Genomic DNA, 18,330 nt, shown 5'->3' with positions numbered 1-18,330 from the left:
CGACGAACGATCGGAGGATAATTTTGGGCTCAACGTCGGAATCACTCTACACGGAACAGGTTCGTGCTTACCTGCGGGAACTGGAGCGCGGCGATGTCGGCGCCATCTGCGCGCTATTCACGCCGGACGCGCGGATTTTCTCGCCATTTCTCGGCTGGATGCACCCCGGGCCCTTCTTTTCGAAGGTCGCCGCCGTATCCGGAGAAAGCAAGATTACACCGATCGATATCTGCGTCAGCACGACCGGCGCTCGACGTGCGACAGGTTACTTCATCTACGACTGGGCGCTGAACGACGGTTCGGTGGCGCACTTCGAGTGCGTCGACGTGTTCGAGTTCGACACTGCGGGGCTCATCGAACGGATGATCATCGTCTACGACACCCATCCGATTCGCAGTACGGTCGGCGACAAGTACGCGTAGTCGAATCGGTGTCGCTCGATGCCGAAGGCTGGCGTGTGCGGACGGCAGTTCCGCACGACGCCAAACTTCCGCGGACGCTGTCTCCCAGGTTTTGTCAGCAGGTCGAAATATGTCTCGACGACCGATGTCGATCGAAGTCGTACCCATCTGCGAAGCGCGTCGAAATCCCGGCAAGCTACGCGTCTGTGTCGCGGTGCGCTCTGTCGAAATTCTGCCTCGCTTCCCGGAAGCGGTCCGCATTCTCGACGATCCAGGTCCACAGCGGAACCATCCTGACGAGCAGGTCCATGCCCGTGTCGGACAACTCGTATTCGACTCTAGGCGGTACTTCTTCGAAATCGTGACGGAGCACCAGGCCGTCACGCTCGAGCTGCCGTAACGTGCGCGTCAACATGCGCTGAGTCACCCCGTGCATGCGCCTGCCGATTTCCGCATGGCGCAGTCTGCCGTACACGCCGAGCGTGTGGACGACACCGAGCGACCAACGGCTTCCGGCATGGGCGAGCACCTCCCGCCGCAACCCGTCATCATCGTCTCGCAGGCCGTCACACACGGTCTGCGAATATCGGAGAAGTTCGTCTCGATCCAACTATCCGGCTCCCAGTATCACGCGTGTACCTTCTTTCATACATGTCCGTGCATCGCTAGACTGCGTGCAACACATTCCTCAGCAGGCTGGACGATGAACCCAACAGACCCTCACGCGACTTCTCGGAACATCCTCGTGCTCGGTGCCGGCGAACTCGGCCTCCCGGTACTCCGCAATCTTGCACGTAGAGCGAAGGACGTCGCCGGCGCGAAGGTCAGCGTGCTGCTGCGCGCGAGTGCCCTCGAGTCCAGCGCACCCGCCAAGCGGCATGATATCGCGGAGATTCGCGCGCTTGGAATCGAGATCGTCGTAGGCGATTTCGTGAAGCATTCCATCGATGAACTCGCCGCCCTGTTCGCGCGATATGACACGGTAATCGGTTGCGCGGGCATTACAGCCGGCATCGACACGCCGATGAAGTTGGCGCGGGCTGCGTTGCAGGCGCGCATCCCGAGGTACTTCCCCTGGCAGTTCGGCGTCGATTTCGACGTGATCGGTCGCGGTAGTCCGCAGGACATCTTCGACGCCCAGCTGGACGTGCGCGAATTGCTGCGTAGTCAGCACGAGACCGAGTGGGTCGTCATCTCGACCGGCATGTTCACGAGCTATCTATTCGAGCCGGACTTCGGCGTAGTCGACCTGAAAAACGACGCAGTCCACGCGCTGGGTAGCCTCGACACCGCCGTGACGCTGACGACGCCCGACGATATCGGCGCGCTGACTGCCGCGATCGTGTTCGCCGAACCCCGTATCCGGAACGAGATCGTGTATCTGGCCGGCGACACCGTGACTTACGGGGAGGTCGCCGACAAGCTGGAAGCGGGCCTCGGCCGTCCCTTCAGCCGTTCGGTATGGAGTGAGCAGTATTTGCTCGACGAGCTGGCGCGCGATCCGAACAACATGATGCGCAAGTACCGTGCGGCATTTGCTCAAGGGCGGGGCGTCGCATGGGACAAGAGCGGGACGTTCAATCAACGCCACGCCATCCCGGTCACCGACGTGGCGTCGTGGATCCATGCCAACCTCGCTTCGGGTCGCGGCGAGTAATCGCAAGCCCGACCATCCGGATAAACGGCATCGACGACAGGCGATCGTCGACAGCGTTGAAGCCGGGATGGCGGATCAGGCTCACCAACCGACATCCGCCCAACCCGCAAGGCATGAAAAAAGCCCGCCGAAGCGGGCAACCTCACGATGCGGAGGGGGAGATGCGAAAACGCAACCGGCGCGCGTTCAGCCTTTCGTCGCGCCGAACGTGAGCCCCGCGACGAAATGCTTCTGCATCGCGAAGAACATCGCGACCGACGGCAGCGCGGCGAGGATCGACCCGGCCGATACCAGATTCCATGACGTCGTCCATTGCCCCTTCAACGCCGCGACACCCGCCGTGATCGGCGCGGCCTCGTCGCCTTGCGTGAGGCACAGCGCCCAGAAGTAATCGTTCCACACGAACGTGAACACGAGAATCGCGAGCGCGGCCAGCGCCGGCCGGATCAGCGGCAGCACGATGCGCCAGAACACCGTCCATTCGCCCGCGCCTTCGATGCGCGCCGCCTCGATCAGTTCGAACGGCAGCTGCTTGATGAAGTTGCGCAGGAACAGCGTGCAGAACCCCGTCTGAAACGCGACGTGAAACAGGATCAGCGCTTCGACGGTATTGAACACGCCGAGGCGCAGCGACAGGTCGCGTACCGGAATCATCAGCACCTGCACCGGCACGAAGTTGCCGGCGACGAACGTGCCGAACAGCGCGGTATTGCCGCGAAACCGGTAGGTCGCGAGCGCGAAGCCGGCCATCGCCGCGAGCGCGATCGAGCCGACGACCGACGGCACCGTGATCTGCACGCTGTTCCAGAAGTAGTGCAGCATCGGCGACGTGGTCAGCGCGTCGCGATAGTTCTCGATCATCGAGAAATGCCGCGGCCAGCCCCAGTAATGGCCTTCGACGAGTTCCTCGGTCGAGCGCACCGACGTGACGAACACGGCGATCATCGGCAGCAGCCAGATCACGAGCGCGACGGGCAGCGACAGCTTGTACAGCCGGCGCGATACCGGCTTCCAGTGGGCAACGGGTGTCGGAAACATGATGAATGAACTCCCGAAAGGTCACTGTTCGTTGCGCAGCATGCGGCGCAACTGGAACGCGATGTAGACGAGCATGATCGCGAACAGCACGACCGCGATCGACGCGGAATAGCCGAGCCGGTAGTACTTGATCGCCTGGTCGTACATGTAATACGCGAGCACGGTCGAGCTCTCGAACGGGCCGCCGCCCGTCATCACCGAGATCAGGTCGAAGCTGCGCAGCGCGCCGATCACGGTGACGACGATCGCCATGAACGTGGTCGGCCGCAGCTGCGGCAGCACGACGTGCCACAGCAGCGCGAAGCCGCGCGCGCCTTCCATCCGTGCGGCTTCGATCTGTTCCGGGTTGACCGACGTGAGGCCGGTCAGGTACAGGATCATGCAGTACGCCGTTTGCGGCCACAGCGCGGCCAACACGATGCCGAAGGTCGCGTAGCGCGCGTCGCCGAGCACCGGGATGCCGTGCCCGGCGATGAGCGCGAGCAGCCCGAAGGTCGGATCGTAGAACCACGAGAAGATCAGCCCGACGACCACGCCCGACAGCACGAACGGTGCGAAGAACAGCGACTTCACGAGCCGGATGCCGCCGACCGCCTGGTTCAGGTACAGCGCGAGCGCGAGGCCGAGCGGCGGCGCGAGCATGAACAGCACGAGCCAGATCACGTTGTTGCGCAGCGCCGTGTAGAACGTCGGCGCATGCAGCAACTCCGCGTAGTTCGCGAGGCCGACGAAGGTGCGCTCGGTCATCCCGTCCCAGTTGTACAGGCTCAGCCATAGCGTCGACAGGATCGGCCAGATCACATAGACGGCCACCATCGCGCAGGCCGGCGCGAGAAAGAGCCACGCGGCGCGCCGTTGCCGCCGCACGGCGGGCGACGGGCGGCGCGCGGGCAATGCGTCGGCGGATGAGCCGCGCGACGGCGGCGCGGCGCCGGCGGGCGGGGGGGACGCGATCGGACTGGACACGGCAAGCCTCCTGAAACGGACACGGCGGCGCGCCGCCGCCGGTTGGGTCACGCGGTCACTTCTTGTAGATCCGCTTGCGGGTCTGTTCGAGTTGCGCGAGCACCGTGTCGAGCTGCGCGGGATTCGCGACGAACTGCTGCATGCCCTTCATCCCCTCGTCGGCCATTTCCTTCGTCATGTCGCGGTCGTAGAACTGCGCGACGCCGCCCTTCGTGTCGGCGAGGATCCGGAAGCCGATCCGCGAGATCGGATCGGCCGGCTCCGGCGACTTGCTGTTGGCCGACAGCGAACCGAGCCCTTCGGCGAGTTTCGCGCCGATCTCGGGCGTTTCGACGAATGCGAGGAACGTGTGCGCGTCGGCCTTGTTCTTCGCCTTGGTCGGGATGTGCAGCGATTCGACCGGGCCGTCCTCGGCGGTCGGCACCTTCGGGTCGATGACGGGGAAGCGGTAGTAGCCCATTTCCGGCTTCACGTTCGGCGGAAAGCCGGCCGCGATGAAGGTGCCCATCAGCATCATCGCGGCCTTGCCCTGGAACAGGAACGGCTGCGCGCCGTCGAGATCGTAGGACAGCGCGTTGTCGATGAAGTAGCCCGAGTCGATCAGCGATTTCCACGTCGTGTAGACCTTCTTCACGCGCGGGTCGGTGTACGGTACGTCGCCGGCCATCAGCTGCTGGTGAAACGCGTTGCCGTTCAGGCGCAGGTCGAGATAGTCGAACCAGCCGGCGAGCGTCCACGCGTCGCGGCCGCCGATCGCGATCGGCGTGATGCCGGCCGCCTTCAGCTTCTTGCACGCATCGAGAAACTGGTCCCAGGTCTTCGGTTCGTCGGCGATGCCGACCTTGCGGAACAGGTCCTTGCGGTAGAAGAGGCCCCACGAGTAGTAGACGGTCGGCGCCGCGTACTGCTTGCCGTTATACGACGACGCGCTGCGCGTCGACGCGTACATCGCGTCCCAGCCGTTCTTCGTCCAGTCGCCGCTCAGGTCCTCGAACAGTCCGCGCTTCGCGTAGTACGCCATCCGCTCGCCCGCGTGCCAGTTCACGACGTCCGGCGCGACGGTCGTGAGCCACGCGGGGAGCTGCACCTTGTACGCTTCCTCGTCGACGAAGGTCGGCTTCACGTCGATGTCGGGATGGGCCTTGTGGAACGCTTCGATCGTCGACTGCCACACGGCGCGCTGGCTCGCGCCCTTGAACGCGATGTTGATGGTCAGCGTGCCGGCATCGGCGGGCGTCGTCGCGCCGAACGACGCGAACGCGATGGCGGCGGCGCTCGCCAGGCGGGCAGCGACGCGAAGGGGGCGATGGGTCATGAGTGTCTCCAGTCCTGTGTGTCGTTGTTTGTGCGTGACCCGGCGCGTGGCGGCGCCGGGGGCGGTTGCTACGAACGGCTTCGATACACGGCCACGCCTTGCGGCTCGACCTGCGCGGCGCCGACCACGAACGCGGACGGCGGTACGCCGTCGATCGCATGCGGCGTGTCGCGATAGTTGAATACGTAGGTCAGGCCGCCGCGCCGGCTCACGCGCACGGTGTCGCCGAGCGGCGTCGGGGCCAGGCCCGCAACGGCTGCGACATCGGCGAACAGCCGCGCGGTGGTCGCGTCGTCGAACAGCGCGGCCCAGTAGTGCAGCGTGCCGTGCGACACGCAGGCCGGATGGCCGTCGGCGAAGCGTGCGTGCACGACGCAGCGGGTGCCGTCGTCGTTCAATTCGACGAGGTCGCGCCAGTGACGCGCTTCGCCCGCGAGCGGCGAGCCGTCGCGCAGCGTGCCGTCGATCCGTTCGGTCAGGTTCGGCCGCAGCGATTCGACGCGCCACACGCGTACCGGCAGGATCGATGCGAGCGGGCCGGGCGGCAGCGCCGGCGGAATCTGCAGGTCGGCCGTCTTCGAGCCGGTGCGCGGGCCGAACACCGCGTGCGCACCCGATGCGGCGAGCCGCGACGCGAAATCGTCCGGCACGACCGGCAGCGGCGGCACGACGACGAGCCGGTAGCCGTCGAGCGGCGCATGCGCGGACACGATGTCGACGTCGAGGCCGAGCGAGCGCAGCGCCGAGTAGTACTCGAACGCGAAACGCGGGTAGTGGAAATCGGCGCCCTGCGGCTGCACTTCGAACAGCCATTTCGCTTCGTAGTCGAACACCAGCGCGACCGGCGCACGCACCGGGCCGGTCGCATCGGCATCCGCGCCGGCGTCGAGCACGGCGGCGATTTCCTGCGCGACGCGCTGCGCTTCGCGGCCGCCTTCGTCGAGCCGGTTGTCGGGGGTGTTCAGGCCCGCGTGCATCTGCTCCTGCGCGAACGGCGCCTGCCGCCAGCGGAAGTACGATACGCAGCCGGCGCCGTGCGCGAACGCTTCCCAGCTCCACAGCCGCACCATGCCCGGCAGCGGCGCGGGGTTCCAGTGCGCCCAGTTCACCGGGCCCGGCTGCTGCTCCATCACCCAGAACGGCAGCTTCGACATGCCGCGATAGAGATCGTGATTGAACGACGCGAAATCGGGATGGCCGGTACGCAGCCAGCGCGCCTTCACGTCGGGCGCGAACCACAGCTCCTCGAGCGCGCCGAGCGGATAGCTGTCCCACGTCGCGACGTCGAGGTCGCGCGCGACTTCGTAGTGATCGAACTCGGTGAACAGCTGCATGAAGTTGTGCGCGACGACGCGGCCCGGCGAGTGCGCGCGGATCACGTCGACCTGCATCCGGTGATAGCGCGCGAGCTCGTCGGACGCGAAGCGCCGGTAGTCGAGGCGATGCGACGGATGGGCTTCGGTCACGGTGCCCACCGGCGCGTCGACTTCGTCGAAATGGCGATACTCCATGCTCCAGAACACGGTGCCCCACGCGCGGTTCAGCGCGCCGATCGTGCCGTAGCGCGCTTTCAGCCATTCGCGAAAGCGCACGAGCGCGGCCGGCGAGTAGCTGACGACGGTCTGGTGGCAACCCAGCTCGTTGTCGGTCTGCCAGTAGCGCACGGCCGGGTGGCGGCCGTAGCGTTCGGCGACCGCCGTGCAGATCTGGCGCGACGCTTCGAGATAGGTCGGCGACGAGAAGTCGTAGTGGCGGCGCGAGCCGAACGCGCGCGGCCGGCCGTCGGCGCCGATCGCGAGGATATCGGGATGGCGGTCGACCAGCCATTTCGGCGGCGTCGCGGTCGGCGTGCACATCACGATCTCGAGGCCGGCCGCGCCGAGCACGTCGACCGCGCGGTCGAGCCAGCCCCAGTCGTATTCGCCCGGCGACGGCTCGATGCGGCTCCACGCGAATTCGGCGATCCGCACCTGCTCGATGCCGAGCGCTTTCATCCGGCGGGCGTCGTCGGCCCACATCGATTCCGGCCAGTGTTCCGGGTAGTAACAGACTCCGAGGCGCATGCCCGATCCTTATGCGTAGTGGTGGACGGGAAGGTCGGCGCACGCGGGCACCGCGCGGCCGTCTTCGGTGAACAGGTGGCAGGCCGCGGCCGGCGCGTGCACGTGCACGCGTTCGCCGGTGCGCACCTGCGCGTCGCCGGGCACTTTCGCGATCAGTGGCGTCGCGTTCGGCTGGCCGGCCGGATCGAGGTGCACGTAGGTCTGCTCGCCCAGGCGTTCGACGAGCGCGACGTCGCGCGCGAGCGTCGTCGCGTCGGGCGCGGCGCCGAGCGTCAGGTGTTCGGGGCGGATGCCGAGCGTCACGGCGGCGCCGGCGGAGAGCGCCGAGCCGTCGCGCGGCAGCACGAAGGTTTCGCCGGATGGCACGAGCGTGACGGCCGTGCGACGCGCGTCGCATGCGGTCACGACGGCCGGCAGGAAGTTCATCCGCGGCGAGCCGATGAAGCCCGCGACGAAGCGGCTGGCCGGATGGTGGTAGAGGTCGAGCGGCGCGCCGACCTGCGCGATGCTGCCGTGCTGCGCGGTATCCGCGCCGGCGTGCAGCAGCACGATCTTGTCGGCGAGCGTCATCGCCTCGGTCTGGTCGTGCGTCACGTAGACGACGCTCGCGCGTTCGAACTGACGATGCAGCCGCGCGATCTCGATGCGGGTCTGGCCGCGCAAGGCCGCGTCGAGGTTCGACAGCGGTTCGTCGAACAGGAACACGCCGGGCTCGCGCACGATCGCGCGGCCGATCGCGACGCGCTGCCGCTGGCCGCCGGACAGCGCCTTCGGCTTGCGCTCGAGCAGCGTGTCGAGCTGCAGGATGCGCGCGGCGTCGCGCACCTTCCGGTCGATCTCGGCCTTCGGCACGCGCGCGAGCTTCAGCCCGAACGCCATGTTCTCGTACACCGTCATGTGCGGAAACAGCGCGTAGCTCTGGAACACCATCGCGACGCCGCGCTGGGCGGCCGGCACGTCGTCGACGCGGCGGCCGTCGATCGACAACTCGCCGGCGCTCAGATCCTCGAGCCCGGCGATCATGCGCAGCAGCGTCGATTTCCCGCATCCGGACGGCCCGAGAAACACGCAGAACTCGTGCGCGCCGATCTCCAGATCGACGTCGCGAATGACCGGCGCGTGCTCGCCGTAGGCTTTCTGCACGCGTCGCATCGAGATGCTCGCCATTGTCTCCGCTCCATGTTTTAATGCGCCGTACGACTTGATTAAGCGCTTAATCACCGCGATCAAAAAAAGGGGCGATGCGATCGCGGCCGAGTCGCGCCCGTTGGCGGGCGGCAAGGTGTGCGGCGATAGTGCGCCGCTTCGGTGAGCGAAGCAAATACTGGATCGACGTCTCATATAGTGGGTAAGCGATGGCAACACTGGATGAAGTGGCGCGCCGCGCCGGCGTGACGGCCGCGACGGTGTCGAACGTGCTGCGCGACCGCGGCCGGGTGGGCGACGCGACGCGCGCGCGGGTGCTCGAAGCGGTCGACGCGCTCGGCTATCGGCCGCATCTCGCCGCGCGGGCGCTGGCGGAAGGGCGCGCGCCGACGGTCGCGCTGATGGTATCGAGCATCGCGAACCCGTTCTATCCGGAGTTCGCGCTGGCGGTCGAGCGCGCGGTGCGCCGCAACGGGCAGTTCCTGATCGTCTGCAACACGAACGAAGATCCGTTGCAGGGGCGAGCGTATCTCGACCAGATCGCCGGCACGGTCTCCGAAGGAATTCTCGTGACCAACGCGAACCTGCATCTGCCGGATCTGCTCGACGTCGCGCGGCGCGGTGTGCCGGTCGTGCTGTGCCTGTGGGAGCGGCCCGAGGCGCCGCCCGACGGGCTGCCATGCGTGGCGATCGATTTCCGCGAGGCGGGGCGGATCGCGACGCGGCATCTGCTCGAACTCGGCCATCGCGAGATCGGCGTGATCGTCGGCGGGTCGGCAAACGGCGTGCAGGCCGCGCGCTACGACGGCTGCGTCGACGTGATGCGCGAAGCCGGGCTGGACGCGTCGCGCGTCGGCGCCGGGCACGATTCGATCGAGGGCGGCGTGCGCGCGGCCGGGCAGTTGCTCGATGCGCATCCCGAGCTGACCGCGCTCGTCGCGACCAACGACCTGCCGGCGATCGGCGCGATGCACGCGGCGGCCGATCGCGGCCGGCGCGTGCCCGACGATCTGTCGATCGTCGGCATCACCGACATCCATCTCGCCCGCGACACGCGGCCCACGCTGACGACCGTCGCGATCCCGACCGCCGAGGCGGCCGGTATCGCGGTCGAATTGCTCAATACGCTGCGCGAGGCGGGCGGGCGGGGTGACGACGCATCGCGCGTGCGGGTCGCGTCACCGCCGACGCTGGCGGTGCGCGGTACGACGGGGCCGGTGCACGGCCGCGCACCGCACCGTGCCGGGCGGTCGCGCCGCACGTAAGGCCGCGAACCGGCCAGGTGGCGGCGCGAGGTTCGTTGGTAGAATTCGCATCCGTGGACAGCCGCCGGCAGCGACCCAGCCAGCCGGCGGCTACGCCAGACCGCCGACCCGCGCCCGCTTCGGCGCTCGATCCAATACGTGAATGAAGAAAACCGTCAAGACAGGTACGGCATCGGCTTCCGGCACGGCGCGCGCACGCCGGCCCACGCAGGCGGAGCGCAGCCAGGCGACGCGTGAGCGCGTCATTGCCGCCGCGATATCGCTGCTGCACAGGGAAGGCTATTCTGGTGCGACGACGCTCGCGATCCGGCGCGAGGCCGACGTCAGCATGGGCGCCATGCAGCACCAGTTTCCGACCAAGGCGGAATTGATGGCCGCGGTGCAGGAACGGCTCACCGGCGATCGCTTCGCGCAGTTCGAACGCGCGGCGCGCAGCGCCACGACGCCGCTCGAGCGGATCGACCGGATGCTCGATGTCGCGGGCGTGCTCATCGGCACGCCGCTATTCGCCGCCAGCATGGAGATCCAGTTGGCCCGGCGCGCCGACAAGGAGCTCGACGAGGCGGTGACGCGTATCCTCAGGCCGTTCGGCGAGGGGTTTCGCGCACTGATGGACGATGCCGTCGCGGGTTTCGATCGTGCGATTGCGCTCAAGATCACGCAATTGCAGTTACTGGCCGGATCGATGATCCGCGGGTTGACCATCGATGTCGTGACGGGCAGTGACCCTGCCGTGGCGCGGGCCGCATTCGCGCTCTGGCGTGAAATCGCGCTGCGGCACATCACGGACATGGCGCAATCTACTGCGCCGGCGCCCACGAAAACCGGCAAGCGCCGCGCTTCACGCTGATATCCCGCTGACGATGTGGGCCGCGCGCATCGTCGCGCCGGCCTCAACCACCTTCGACGAGCCGCAGCACGGTGCGTCGCGCCGAATCGAGATGCGCGACGGTCATCGCGCGTGCCGCCCGCGCATTGCGTTCGCGACATGCCTGCAGAATCTCTTCGTGATCGACCTGGAACGACGGCGTATCCGCGAGCAGCGTGGCCTGCAGGCGCTCGTAACGTTCGACCTGGCTGCGCAGCTCCGCGATCGACTTCAACTGCCGCGCGTTGCCGCAGCACGCATACAGCAACGCGTGGAATTCGCGGTTCAGCTCGCCTTGCCGGCGCGGCGCCGTCGCATCGCCGAGCAGCCGATGCACGAGTTCGGCGCGCGCGAGCGTCTCGTCGTCGAGCCGCTTCACGCTGCGGTAGATCGCATCGCCTTCGAGCAGCACGCGCAAATCGTAGATTTCCTGCACGTCGGACGCGCTCAGCGTCCGTACGACCGCGCCGCGATTCCTGAAGATATCGAGCAAGCCTTCGCGTTCGAGCCGCTGGATCGCTTCGCGCATCGGAATTCGGCTGATGCCGAACCGTTCGGCCAGGTCGCGCTCGACGAGCCGCTCGCCGGCCGCCAGCTCGCCGTTGATGATCATGTCGCGCAGCGACGCGGCGACCGCGTCAGCGGTGGAGTCGAGTTTGGCTTCCATGCCTGCGTGTTCCGTTATTTTGGAATAATGGTATACCAAACGACGATCCGGTGCCAGAATGGCGATCACCGGCGGGCTTCACGTAACGGCGTCCGGCCCGTTCGGACCGGTCAAGACAACCGACATCAATGGAGAGCGAGATGGCATCGGGTGAACATCACTATCGCGTCGCAGTGGAGTGGACGGGCAATCGCGGCACCGGCACGTCGGGGTATCGCGAGTACGGCCGCGATCACGTGATCCGCGCCGGTTCGAAGCCGGATATCCCCGGTTCGTCGGACCCGGCGTTCCGCGGCGACGCGGCGCGCTGGAACCCCGAAGACCTGCTGCTCGCGTCGGCGTCGGCATGCCACAAGCTCTGGTATCTGCATCTGTGCGCGGAGGCCGGCATCCGCGTACTGGCCTACGTCGACCACGCGGAAGGCATGATGGTCGACGGCGCCGGAGCGGGCCGCTTCACCGAGATCGTGCTGCGGCCGCAGGTGACGATCCGGGCCGGCGACGATCGCGAACGGGCCGCGCATCTGCATCACGATGCGCATGCGCAGTGCTACATCGCGAATTCGGTCAACTTCCCGATTCGCTGCGAACCGGTGGTCGAGTTTGCCGCGGAGTAGGCAACCGCAGCTGCACAGTCACGGCGCGACGCCGTAAACCTCCCGCGCCGCGGCCCGAATCGCATCGACCATCACCGCGACGGCCGGCGAATGCAGCCGGTCGGTGCGCGTGATGAGCCCGAAATCGTCCATCCGGCAATCCATCTCCAGCGGCAGCACCGTGACGATGCCGTGCCGCGCGTAGTAGTGCGCGACGTCCTCGGCGAGCACCGCGATCATGTCGCTCTGCTCGATCAATTGCGTGATGAACAGCAGCGCGGCCGTCTCGACGACGTTCGCCGGCGGCGCGAGGCTCGCGCGCTGGAACACGAGCTCGAAGCGGTGACGCAGCACGCTGCCGGCCGGCGGCACGACCCACGCGGCGCGCTGCACGTCTGCGAGCGACAGCGGCGCCTGCGCGAGCAGCGGGTGGCCGGGCCGCACGACGGCGGCCACCGACTCGCCGGTCAGCGGTTCGTAGCGCAGGCGCAGCTTGTCGTGTTCGGCGGACAGCCGGCCGAGCACGATGTCGATCTTTTCCTGTGCGAGGTGTTCGAGCAGCACGTTGCTGGTGTCGATCTCGACCGACACGTGCAGGCCCGCATGCGTGCCCTTCACCGCGGCGACGGCCGGCGGCACGAGCCGCAGGCCCGGCGACGTGATCGCCCCCACGGCGACGTGGCCGAGATGCCCGGCCTTTAGCGCGGCCAGCTCCTCGCGCGCCTGGTCGAGGCTGCCGAGCGCCGCGCGCGCGTGGCGGATCAGCGCGTCGCCGTACAGCGTCGGCCGCATCCCGCGCGGCAGGCGCTCGAACAGCACCGCGCCGATCGATTCCTCGAGTTCGCGCAGCAGCTTCGACGCGGCCGGCTGCGTCATGTTCAGCGCGGCCGCCGCGCGGTGAATGCTGCCTTCGTCGGCGAGCGCGACGAGCAGCAGCAACTGGCGCGTCTTGAGGCGGGCGCGGTTTCCCCACGGGCTGGCTTCGGTCATCGTACGGGTTTATATCGATATCTGAATCGATATCGTAATCGCCTAAATCGTCATTAGCCAGTTATCAAAATTCTGCCTAGACTGCGCCGGTATCCCGTCACCACAGGACTGACGATGTCGGCAACAAAACCCAGGCTGCGCTCCGCTCAATGGTTCGGCACGAACGACAAGAACGGCTTCATGTACCGAAGCTGGATGAAGAACCAGGGCATTCCCGATCACGAATTCGACGGCCGGCCGATCATCGGCATCTGCAACACGTGGTCCGAACTGACGCCGTGCAACGCGCACTTTCGCAAGCTCGCCGAGCACGTGAAGCGCGGCATCTCGGAAGCGGGCGGCTTCCCGGTCGAGTTCCCGGTGTTCTCGAACGGTGAATCGAACCTGCGCCCGTCCGCGATGCTCACGCGCAATCTTGCGTCGATGGACGTCGAGGAAGCGATCCGCGGCAACCCGATCGACGCGGTCGTGCTGCTCGCCGGCTGCGACAAGACGACGCCCGCGCTGCTGATGGGCGCGGCAAGCTGCGACGTGCCGGCGATCGTCGTGTCGGGCGGCCCGATGCTGAACGGCAAGCTCGAGGGCAAGAACATCGGTTCGGGCACGGCCGTGTGGCAGCTGCACGAAGCGCTGAAGGCCGGCGAGATCGACGTGCATCACTTCCTGTCGGCCGAAGCCGGGATGTCGCGCTCGGCCGGCACCTGCAACACGATGGGCACCGCGTCGACGATGGCGTGCATGGCCGAGGCGCTCGGCGTCGCGCTGCCGCACAACGCGGCGATTCCGGCCGTCGATTCGCGCCGCTACGTGCTCGCGCACATGTCGGGTATCCGGATCGTCGAGATGGCGCTCGAAGGGCTCGTGCTGTCGAAGATCCTGACGCGCGCGGCGTTCGAGAACGCGATCCGCGCGAACGCGGCGATCGGCGGTTCGACCAATGCGGTGATTCACCTGAAGGCGATCGCCGGCCGCATCGGCGTGCCGCTCGAACTGGAAGACTGGATGCGCATCGGCCGCGACACGCCGACGATCGTCGACCTGATGCCGTCGGGGCGCTTCCTGATGGAAGAGTTCTATTACGCGGGCGGCCTGCCGGCCGTGCTGCGCCGGCTCGGCGAAGGCGGGCTGCTGCCGCACCCGGATGCGCTGACCGTGAACGGCAAGTCGCTGTGGGACAACGTGCGCGAAGCGCCGAACTACGACGATGAAGTGATCCGTCCGCTTGACCGCCCGCTGATCGCGGACGGCGGGATCTGCATCCTGCGCGGCAATCTCGCGCCGCGCGGCGCGGTGCTGAAACCGTCGGCGGCGAGCCCCGAACTGCTGAAGCATCGCGGCCGCGCGGTGGTGTTCGAGAACCTCGACCACTACAAGGCGACGATCAACGACGAAGCGCTCGACATCGACGCGAGCTCGGTGATGGTGCTGAAGAATTGCGGGCCGCGCGGTTATCCGGGCATGGCCGAGGTCGGCAACATGGGGCTGCCGCCGAAGCTGCTGCGCCAGGGCGTGAAGGACATGGTGCGGATTTCCGATGCGCGGATGAGCGGCACCGCGTACGGCACGGTCGTGCTGCACGTCGCGCCGGAAGCCGCGGCCGGTGGGCCGCTTGCTGCCGTGCGCAACGGCGACTGGATCGAACTCGACTGCGAGGCCGGCACGCTGCATCTGGACATTACGGACGAGGAGCTGCAGCGCCGCCTGTCGGACGTCGATCCGACCGCGGCGCCGGGCGTGGCCGGGCAGCTCGGCAAGGGCGGTTACGCACGGCTGTATATCGATCACGTGCTGCAGGCCGACGAGGGGTGCGACCTCGACTTCCTGGTCGGCATGCGCGGCGCGGACGTGCCGAGCCATTCGCATTGAGTGGCGGGCGGTGACCGCCGGTTGTGCAGAGATACGGCCCGCGTAAGCGCTGAAGCGCTAACGTGGGCCGACCGCGATGCATGGGGCCGCCGTAAAAGCGCTAACGGCGGCCGACAGGAGACAAGATGACGACGCAGTACACGCCCGCGCAGGCCGCGGCGGACCAGTCCGACTCGCCGGCAGCCGTCGACGAACGGCAACTGACCCGCCTGCTCACGCGCAAGCTGGTGCCGTTCCTCGCGCTGATCTACGTGGTCGCGTACGTCGACCGTACCGTCGTCGGCTTCGCGAAGCTCCACATGAACGCGGCGATCGGCCTCGGCGACGCCGCGTACGGGCTCGGCGCCGGACTGTTCTTCATCGGCTACTTCCTGTGCGAGGTGCCGAGCAACCTCGCGCTCGGCCGCTTCGGCGCACGCGTGTGGTTCGCGCGCATCCTCGCGACGTGGGGCGTGATCACGATGGCGATGGCGCTCGTGCAGGGGCCGACCAGCTTCTACATGCTGCGCTTCCTGCTCGGCGCGGCCGAAGCCGGCCTCTATCCCGGCATCCTGTACTTCCTCACGCAATGGTTCCCGATGCGGGATCGCGCCCGCGTGATCGGCCTGCTCGTGCTCGCGCAGCCGCTCGCCGGTATCGTCACCGGGCCGCTCGCCGGATGGCTGCTGTCGACGCACGGGTGGTTCGGCCTGTCGGACTGGCAGACACTGTTCGTCGTCAGCGGCTTGCCGGCCGTGCTGCTCGCATGGCCGACGCTGCGGCTGTTGCCCGAATCGCCCGCGCATGCGCGCTGGCTGAACGACGACGAACGCCGCTGGATCGCGCGGCAGCTCGCCGCCGACCGCGACACGTATCGCCCCGATTCGCACGGCAATCCGCTCGCCGCGTTGCGCGACCGCCGCGTGCTGCTGCTCGCCGCGCTGTTCCTGCCGTTCCCGCTGTGCATCTACGGGCTGTCGCTGTGGCTGCCGACGATCATCCACGCGTTCGGCGCCGGCGATGCGACGACCGGCCTGCTGTCCGCCGTGCCCTACCTGTTCGCGGTGGTCGGCCTGCTCGTCGTGCCGCGCCATTCGGATCGCAAGCGCGAGCGCTACTGGCACATCGTCGTCGTGTCGGCGGCCGCCGCCGTGACGATGGCCGCGAGCGCGTGGGTGCGGCAGCCGGCGCTGCAATTCATGTTCATCTGCCTGACCGCGTTCTCGCTCTATTCGATCCAGGCCGTCGTGTGGGCGCTGCCCGGCGAATTCCTGGCCGGCACGAGCGCCGCGGTCGGCATCGCCGCGATCAATTCGCTCGCGAATCTCGGCGGCTACGTCGGGCCGTACGGGATCGGGCTGATCAAGGCATCGACCGGCAGCCTCGCGGCCGGCCTGTACTTTCTCGCGGCGACGCTGCTGTTCGCGGTGCTGATGACGTTCGTGGTCCGGGCCGCACTGCGCGCGCCCGAGCCGGCCGCGGGCGCATTCGCCCGCGAATCCTGAACGCCTTGTTTTCCGGCTGAACGCCGATTCGACTGACGCAGGACCCACCATGACATCGAGCAGCACACCGCGCTATCGCGGCATCTTCCCCGTCGTTCCGACGACGTTTTCCGACACCGGCGAGCTCGACCTCGCGAGCCAGAAGCGCGCGGTCGACTTCATGATCGACGCCGGATCGGACGGGCTGTGCATCCTCGCGAACTTCTCCGAGCAGTTCGCGATCACCGACGACGAACGCGACGTGCTCACGTGCACGATCCTCGAACACGTCGCCGGCCGCGTGCCGGTGATCGTCACGACGTCGCACTACAGCACGCAGGTTTGCGCGGCGCGCAGCCTGCGCGCGCAGCAGCTCGGCGCGGCGATGGTGATGGCGATGCCGCCGTATCACGGCGCGACGTTTCGCGTGCCGGAAGCGCAGATCTTCGATTTCTTCGCGCGCGTGTCCGATGCGATCGACATCCCGATCATGATCCAGGACGCGCCGGCGAGCGGCACGCCGCTGTCCGCGCCGTTCCTCGCGCGGATGGCCCGCGAGATCGAGCAGGTCGCGTACTTCAAGATCGAGACGCCGGGTGCGGCGAACAAGCTGCGCGAGCTGATCCGGCTCGGCGGCGACGCGATCGAGGGGCCGTGGGACGGCGAGGAGGCGATCACGCTGCTCGCCGACCTCCATGCGGGCGCGACCGGCGCGATGACGGGCGGCGGCTTCCCGGACGGTATCCGGCCGATCCTCGAAGCATGGCGCGACGGGCGCCACGACGATGCGTTCGCGCATTACCAGACGTGGCTGCCGCTGATCAATCACGAGAACCGCCAATCCGGGATCCTCACCGCGAAGGCGCTGATGCGCGAAGGCGGCGTGATCGCGTGCGAGCGGCCGCGGCATCCGATGCCGGAACTGCACCCGGACACGCGCGCGGAATTGCTCGCGATCGCGCGCCGGCTCGATCCGCTCGTGCTGCGCTGGGCGCGCTGAGCGATTCGCGAAGGAGAGACGCACGATGAGCCATCCAATTTCGCTGGGTGTCGTCGGGATCGGCAAGATCGCCCGCGACCAGCATTTGCCGGCGATCGCCGCCGAACCGGGCTTCGCGCTGACTGCCTGCGCGAGCCGTCACGCAGAAGTCAACGGCGTGCGCAATTATCCGGATCTGAACGCGCTGCTGGCCGCCGAGCCCGAGCTCGACGCGGTGTCGCTGTGCGCGCCGCCGCAGGTGCGCTACGCGCAGGCGCGCGCGGCGCTCGAAGCCGGCAAGCACGTGATGCTCGAGAAGCCGCCGGGCGCGACGCTCGGCGAAGTGGCGGCGCTGGACGCGCTGGCCCGCGAGCGTGGCCTCACGCTGTTTGCGACCTGGCATTCGCGCTGCGCGAGCGCGGTCGAGCCGGCGCGTGCATGGCTCGCGCAACGCACGATCCGCGCGGTGCAGGTGCGCTGGAAGGAAGACGTGCGGCGCTGGCATCCGGGGCAGCAGTGGATCTGGGAGCCGGGCGGCCTCGGCGTGTTCGATCCGGGCATCAACGCGCTGTCGATCGTCACGCGGATCCTGCCGCGCGAGCTGGTGCTGCGCGAGGCGACGCTGATCGTACCGAGCGACGCGCAGATGCCGATCGCGGCCGAACTCGATTGCGCGGATACCGACGGCGTACCGGTGCGCGCGGAATTCGACTGGCGGCATGGCCCGGTCGAGCAATGGGAGATCGCGGTCGACACGGCCGACGGCGTGCTCGCGATCAGCCGCGGCGGCGCGCAATTGTCGATCGCGGGCGAGCCGGTCGAGATCGGGCCGGAGCGCGAATACCCGGCGCTGTATGCGCATTTCCACGCGTTGATCGCGCGTGGAGAAAGCGACGTCGACGTGCGGCCGCTGCGGCTCGTCGCCGATGCCTTCCTGTTCGGCCGGCGCGTGCAGACCGACGCGTTCGGCCGCTGAACCTGCGTGCGCTTCGCCATGAAGCATGAAGCGCACGCGACGATTGATTGATATTTCGACACGCATCACGGCAT

General features: G+C 67.7%; 17 protein-coding genes. 9 read left to right on the top strand and 8 right to left on the bottom strand.

The window, feature by feature from the left end; all coding sequences use genetic code 11:
• The first annotated feature begins 23 nt into the window (after positions 1-23).
• Complete coding sequence (locus GJG85_RS25250; protein WP_080334230.1) at positions 24-422, top strand: nuclear transport factor 2 family protein; 399 nt, start codon at positions 24-26, stop codon at positions 420-422.
• Between the two features lie 175 nt (positions 423-597).
• Here GJG85_RS25250 and GJG85_RS25245 read toward each other — a convergent pair whose 3' ends face one another.
• Positions 598-1,011, bottom strand: coding sequence for a helix-turn-helix domain-containing protein (locus GJG85_RS25245; RefSeq protein ID WP_050013445.1), 414 nt, complete (start codon positions 1,009-1,011; stop codon positions 598-600).
• Positions 1,012-1,104: 93 nt separating this feature from the next.
• Here GJG85_RS25245 and GJG85_RS25240 point away from each other — a divergent pair, with 93 nt between their 5' ends.
• Positions 1,105-2,058 (top strand): aromatic alcohol reductase, encoded by a 954-nt coding sequence (locus tag GJG85_RS25240; RefSeq protein ID WP_089489925.1) that lies wholly within the window; start codon positions 1,105-1,107, stop codon positions 2,056-2,058.
• A gap of 186 nt (positions 2,059-2,244) precedes the next feature.
• Here the strand turns inward: GJG85_RS25240 and GJG85_RS25235 are convergent, their stop codons facing one another.
• From GJG85_RS25235 to ugpC, 5 genes are all read right to left on the bottom strand, one after another.
• Positions 2,245-3,096 (bottom strand): carbohydrate ABC transporter permease, encoded by an 852-nt coding sequence (locus GJG85_RS25235; protein WP_050013443.1) that lies wholly within the window; start codon positions 3,094-3,096, stop codon positions 2,245-2,247.
• Positions 3,097-3,117: 21 nt separating this feature from the next.
• Positions 3,118-4,062, bottom strand: coding sequence for a sugar ABC transporter permease (locus GJG85_RS25230; RefSeq protein WP_050013442.1), 945 nt, complete (start codon positions 4,060-4,062; stop codon positions 3,118-3,120).
• Between the two features lie 55 nt (positions 4,063-4,117).
• Entirely contained in the window at positions 4,118-5,377 is a 1,260-nt protein-coding gene (locus GJG85_RS25225) for an extracellular solute-binding protein (protein ID WP_089489924.1), read from the bottom strand.
• Positions 5,378-5,445: 68 nt separating this feature from the next.
• Positions 5,446-7,440 carry a beta-galactosidase gene (locus GJG85_RS25220; RefSeq protein ID WP_204383953.1) on the bottom strand — a complete coding sequence of 665 codons (1,995 nt, stop codon included), beginning with the start codon at positions 7,438-7,440 and terminating at the stop codon, positions 5,446-5,448.
• Between the two features lie 9 nt (positions 7,441-7,449).
• The gene (ugpC, locus tag GJG85_RS25215; RefSeq protein WP_089489922.1) at positions 7,450-8,607 is read right to left on the bottom strand and encodes a sn-glycerol-3-phosphate ABC transporter ATP-binding protein UgpC; all 1,158 of its coding nucleotides are present in this window, start codon (positions 8,605-8,607) and stop codon (positions 7,450-7,452) included.
• Positions 8,608-8,795: 188 nt separating this feature from the next.
• Between ugpC and GJG85_RS25210 the strand changes: the two genes are divergently transcribed.
• Positions 8,796-9,851, top strand: a complete 1,056-nt coding sequence (locus GJG85_RS25210) for a LacI family DNA-binding transcriptional regulator (protein ID WP_050013438.1) — start codon at positions 8,796-8,798, stop codon at positions 9,849-9,851.
• A 142-nt stretch (positions 9,852-9,993) separates the two neighbouring features.
• The gene (locus tag GJG85_RS25205) at positions 9,994-10,701 is read left to right on the top strand and encodes a TetR/AcrR family transcriptional regulator (RefSeq protein ID WP_050013437.1); all 708 of its coding nucleotides are present in this window, start codon (positions 9,994-9,996) and stop codon (positions 10,699-10,701) included.
• Positions 10,702-10,744: 43 nt separating this feature from the next.
• Here GJG85_RS25205 and GJG85_RS25200 read toward each other — a convergent pair whose 3' ends face one another.
• Complete coding sequence (locus tag GJG85_RS25200; protein WP_050013436.1) at positions 10,745-11,386, bottom strand: GntR family transcriptional regulator; 642 nt, start codon at positions 11,384-11,386, stop codon at positions 10,745-10,747.
• A gap of 140 nt (positions 11,387-11,526) precedes the next feature.
• On the opposite strand from GJG85_RS25200, the gene GJG85_RS25195 reads away from it, so the two are divergent.
• Positions 11,527-12,003 (top strand): OsmC family protein, encoded by a 477-nt coding sequence (locus tag GJG85_RS25195; protein WP_050013435.1) that lies wholly within the window; start codon positions 11,527-11,529, stop codon positions 12,001-12,003.
• Between the two features lie 18 nt (positions 12,004-12,021).
• On the opposite strand, the gene GJG85_RS25190 is transcribed toward GJG85_RS25195, so the two are convergent.
• Positions 12,022-12,972, bottom strand: a complete 951-nt coding sequence (locus GJG85_RS25190) for a LysR substrate-binding domain-containing protein (RefSeq protein WP_050013434.1) — start codon at positions 12,970-12,972, stop codon at positions 12,022-12,024.
• Between the two features lie 114 nt (positions 12,973-13,086).
• Here GJG85_RS25190 and GJG85_RS25185 point away from each other — a divergent pair, with 114 nt between their 5' ends.
• The 4 genes from GJG85_RS25185 to GJG85_RS25170 all read left to right on the top strand — a co-directional run bounded on the left by GJG85_RS25185 (position 13,087) and on the right by GJG85_RS25170 (position 18,256).
• On the top strand, positions 13,087-14,838 hold the full coding sequence (locus tag GJG85_RS25185) for an IlvD/Edd family dehydratase (protein WP_089489919.1): 1,752 nt from the start codon (positions 13,087-13,089) through the stop codon (positions 14,836-14,838).
• A 125-nt stretch (positions 14,839-14,963) separates the two neighbouring features.
• Positions 14,964-16,322, top strand: coding sequence for an MFS transporter (locus GJG85_RS25180; RefSeq protein ID WP_204383951.1), 1,359 nt, complete (start codon positions 14,964-14,966; stop codon positions 16,320-16,322).
• Positions 16,323-16,371: 49 nt separating this feature from the next.
• On the top strand, positions 16,372-17,301 hold the full coding sequence (locus tag GJG85_RS25175; RefSeq protein WP_050013431.1) for a dihydrodipicolinate synthase family protein: 930 nt from the start codon (positions 16,372-16,374) through the stop codon (positions 17,299-17,301).
• 25 nt (positions 17,302-17,326) lie between these two features.
• Positions 17,327-18,256: a Gfo/Idh/MocA family oxidoreductase gene (locus tag GJG85_RS25170; RefSeq protein WP_050013430.1), complete on the top strand. Its 930-nt coding sequence runs from the start codon at positions 17,327-17,329 to the stop codon at positions 18,254-18,256.
• Positions 18,257-18,330: the final 74 nt, after the last annotated feature.

It is taken from the genome of Burkholderia sp. MS389, from assembly GCF_016899425.1.
GTDB lineage: Bacteria > Pseudomonadota > Gammaproteobacteria > Burkholderiales > Burkholderiaceae > Burkholderia > Burkholderia sola.
This window is presented reverse-complemented; position numbering and strand designations above follow the sequence as displayed.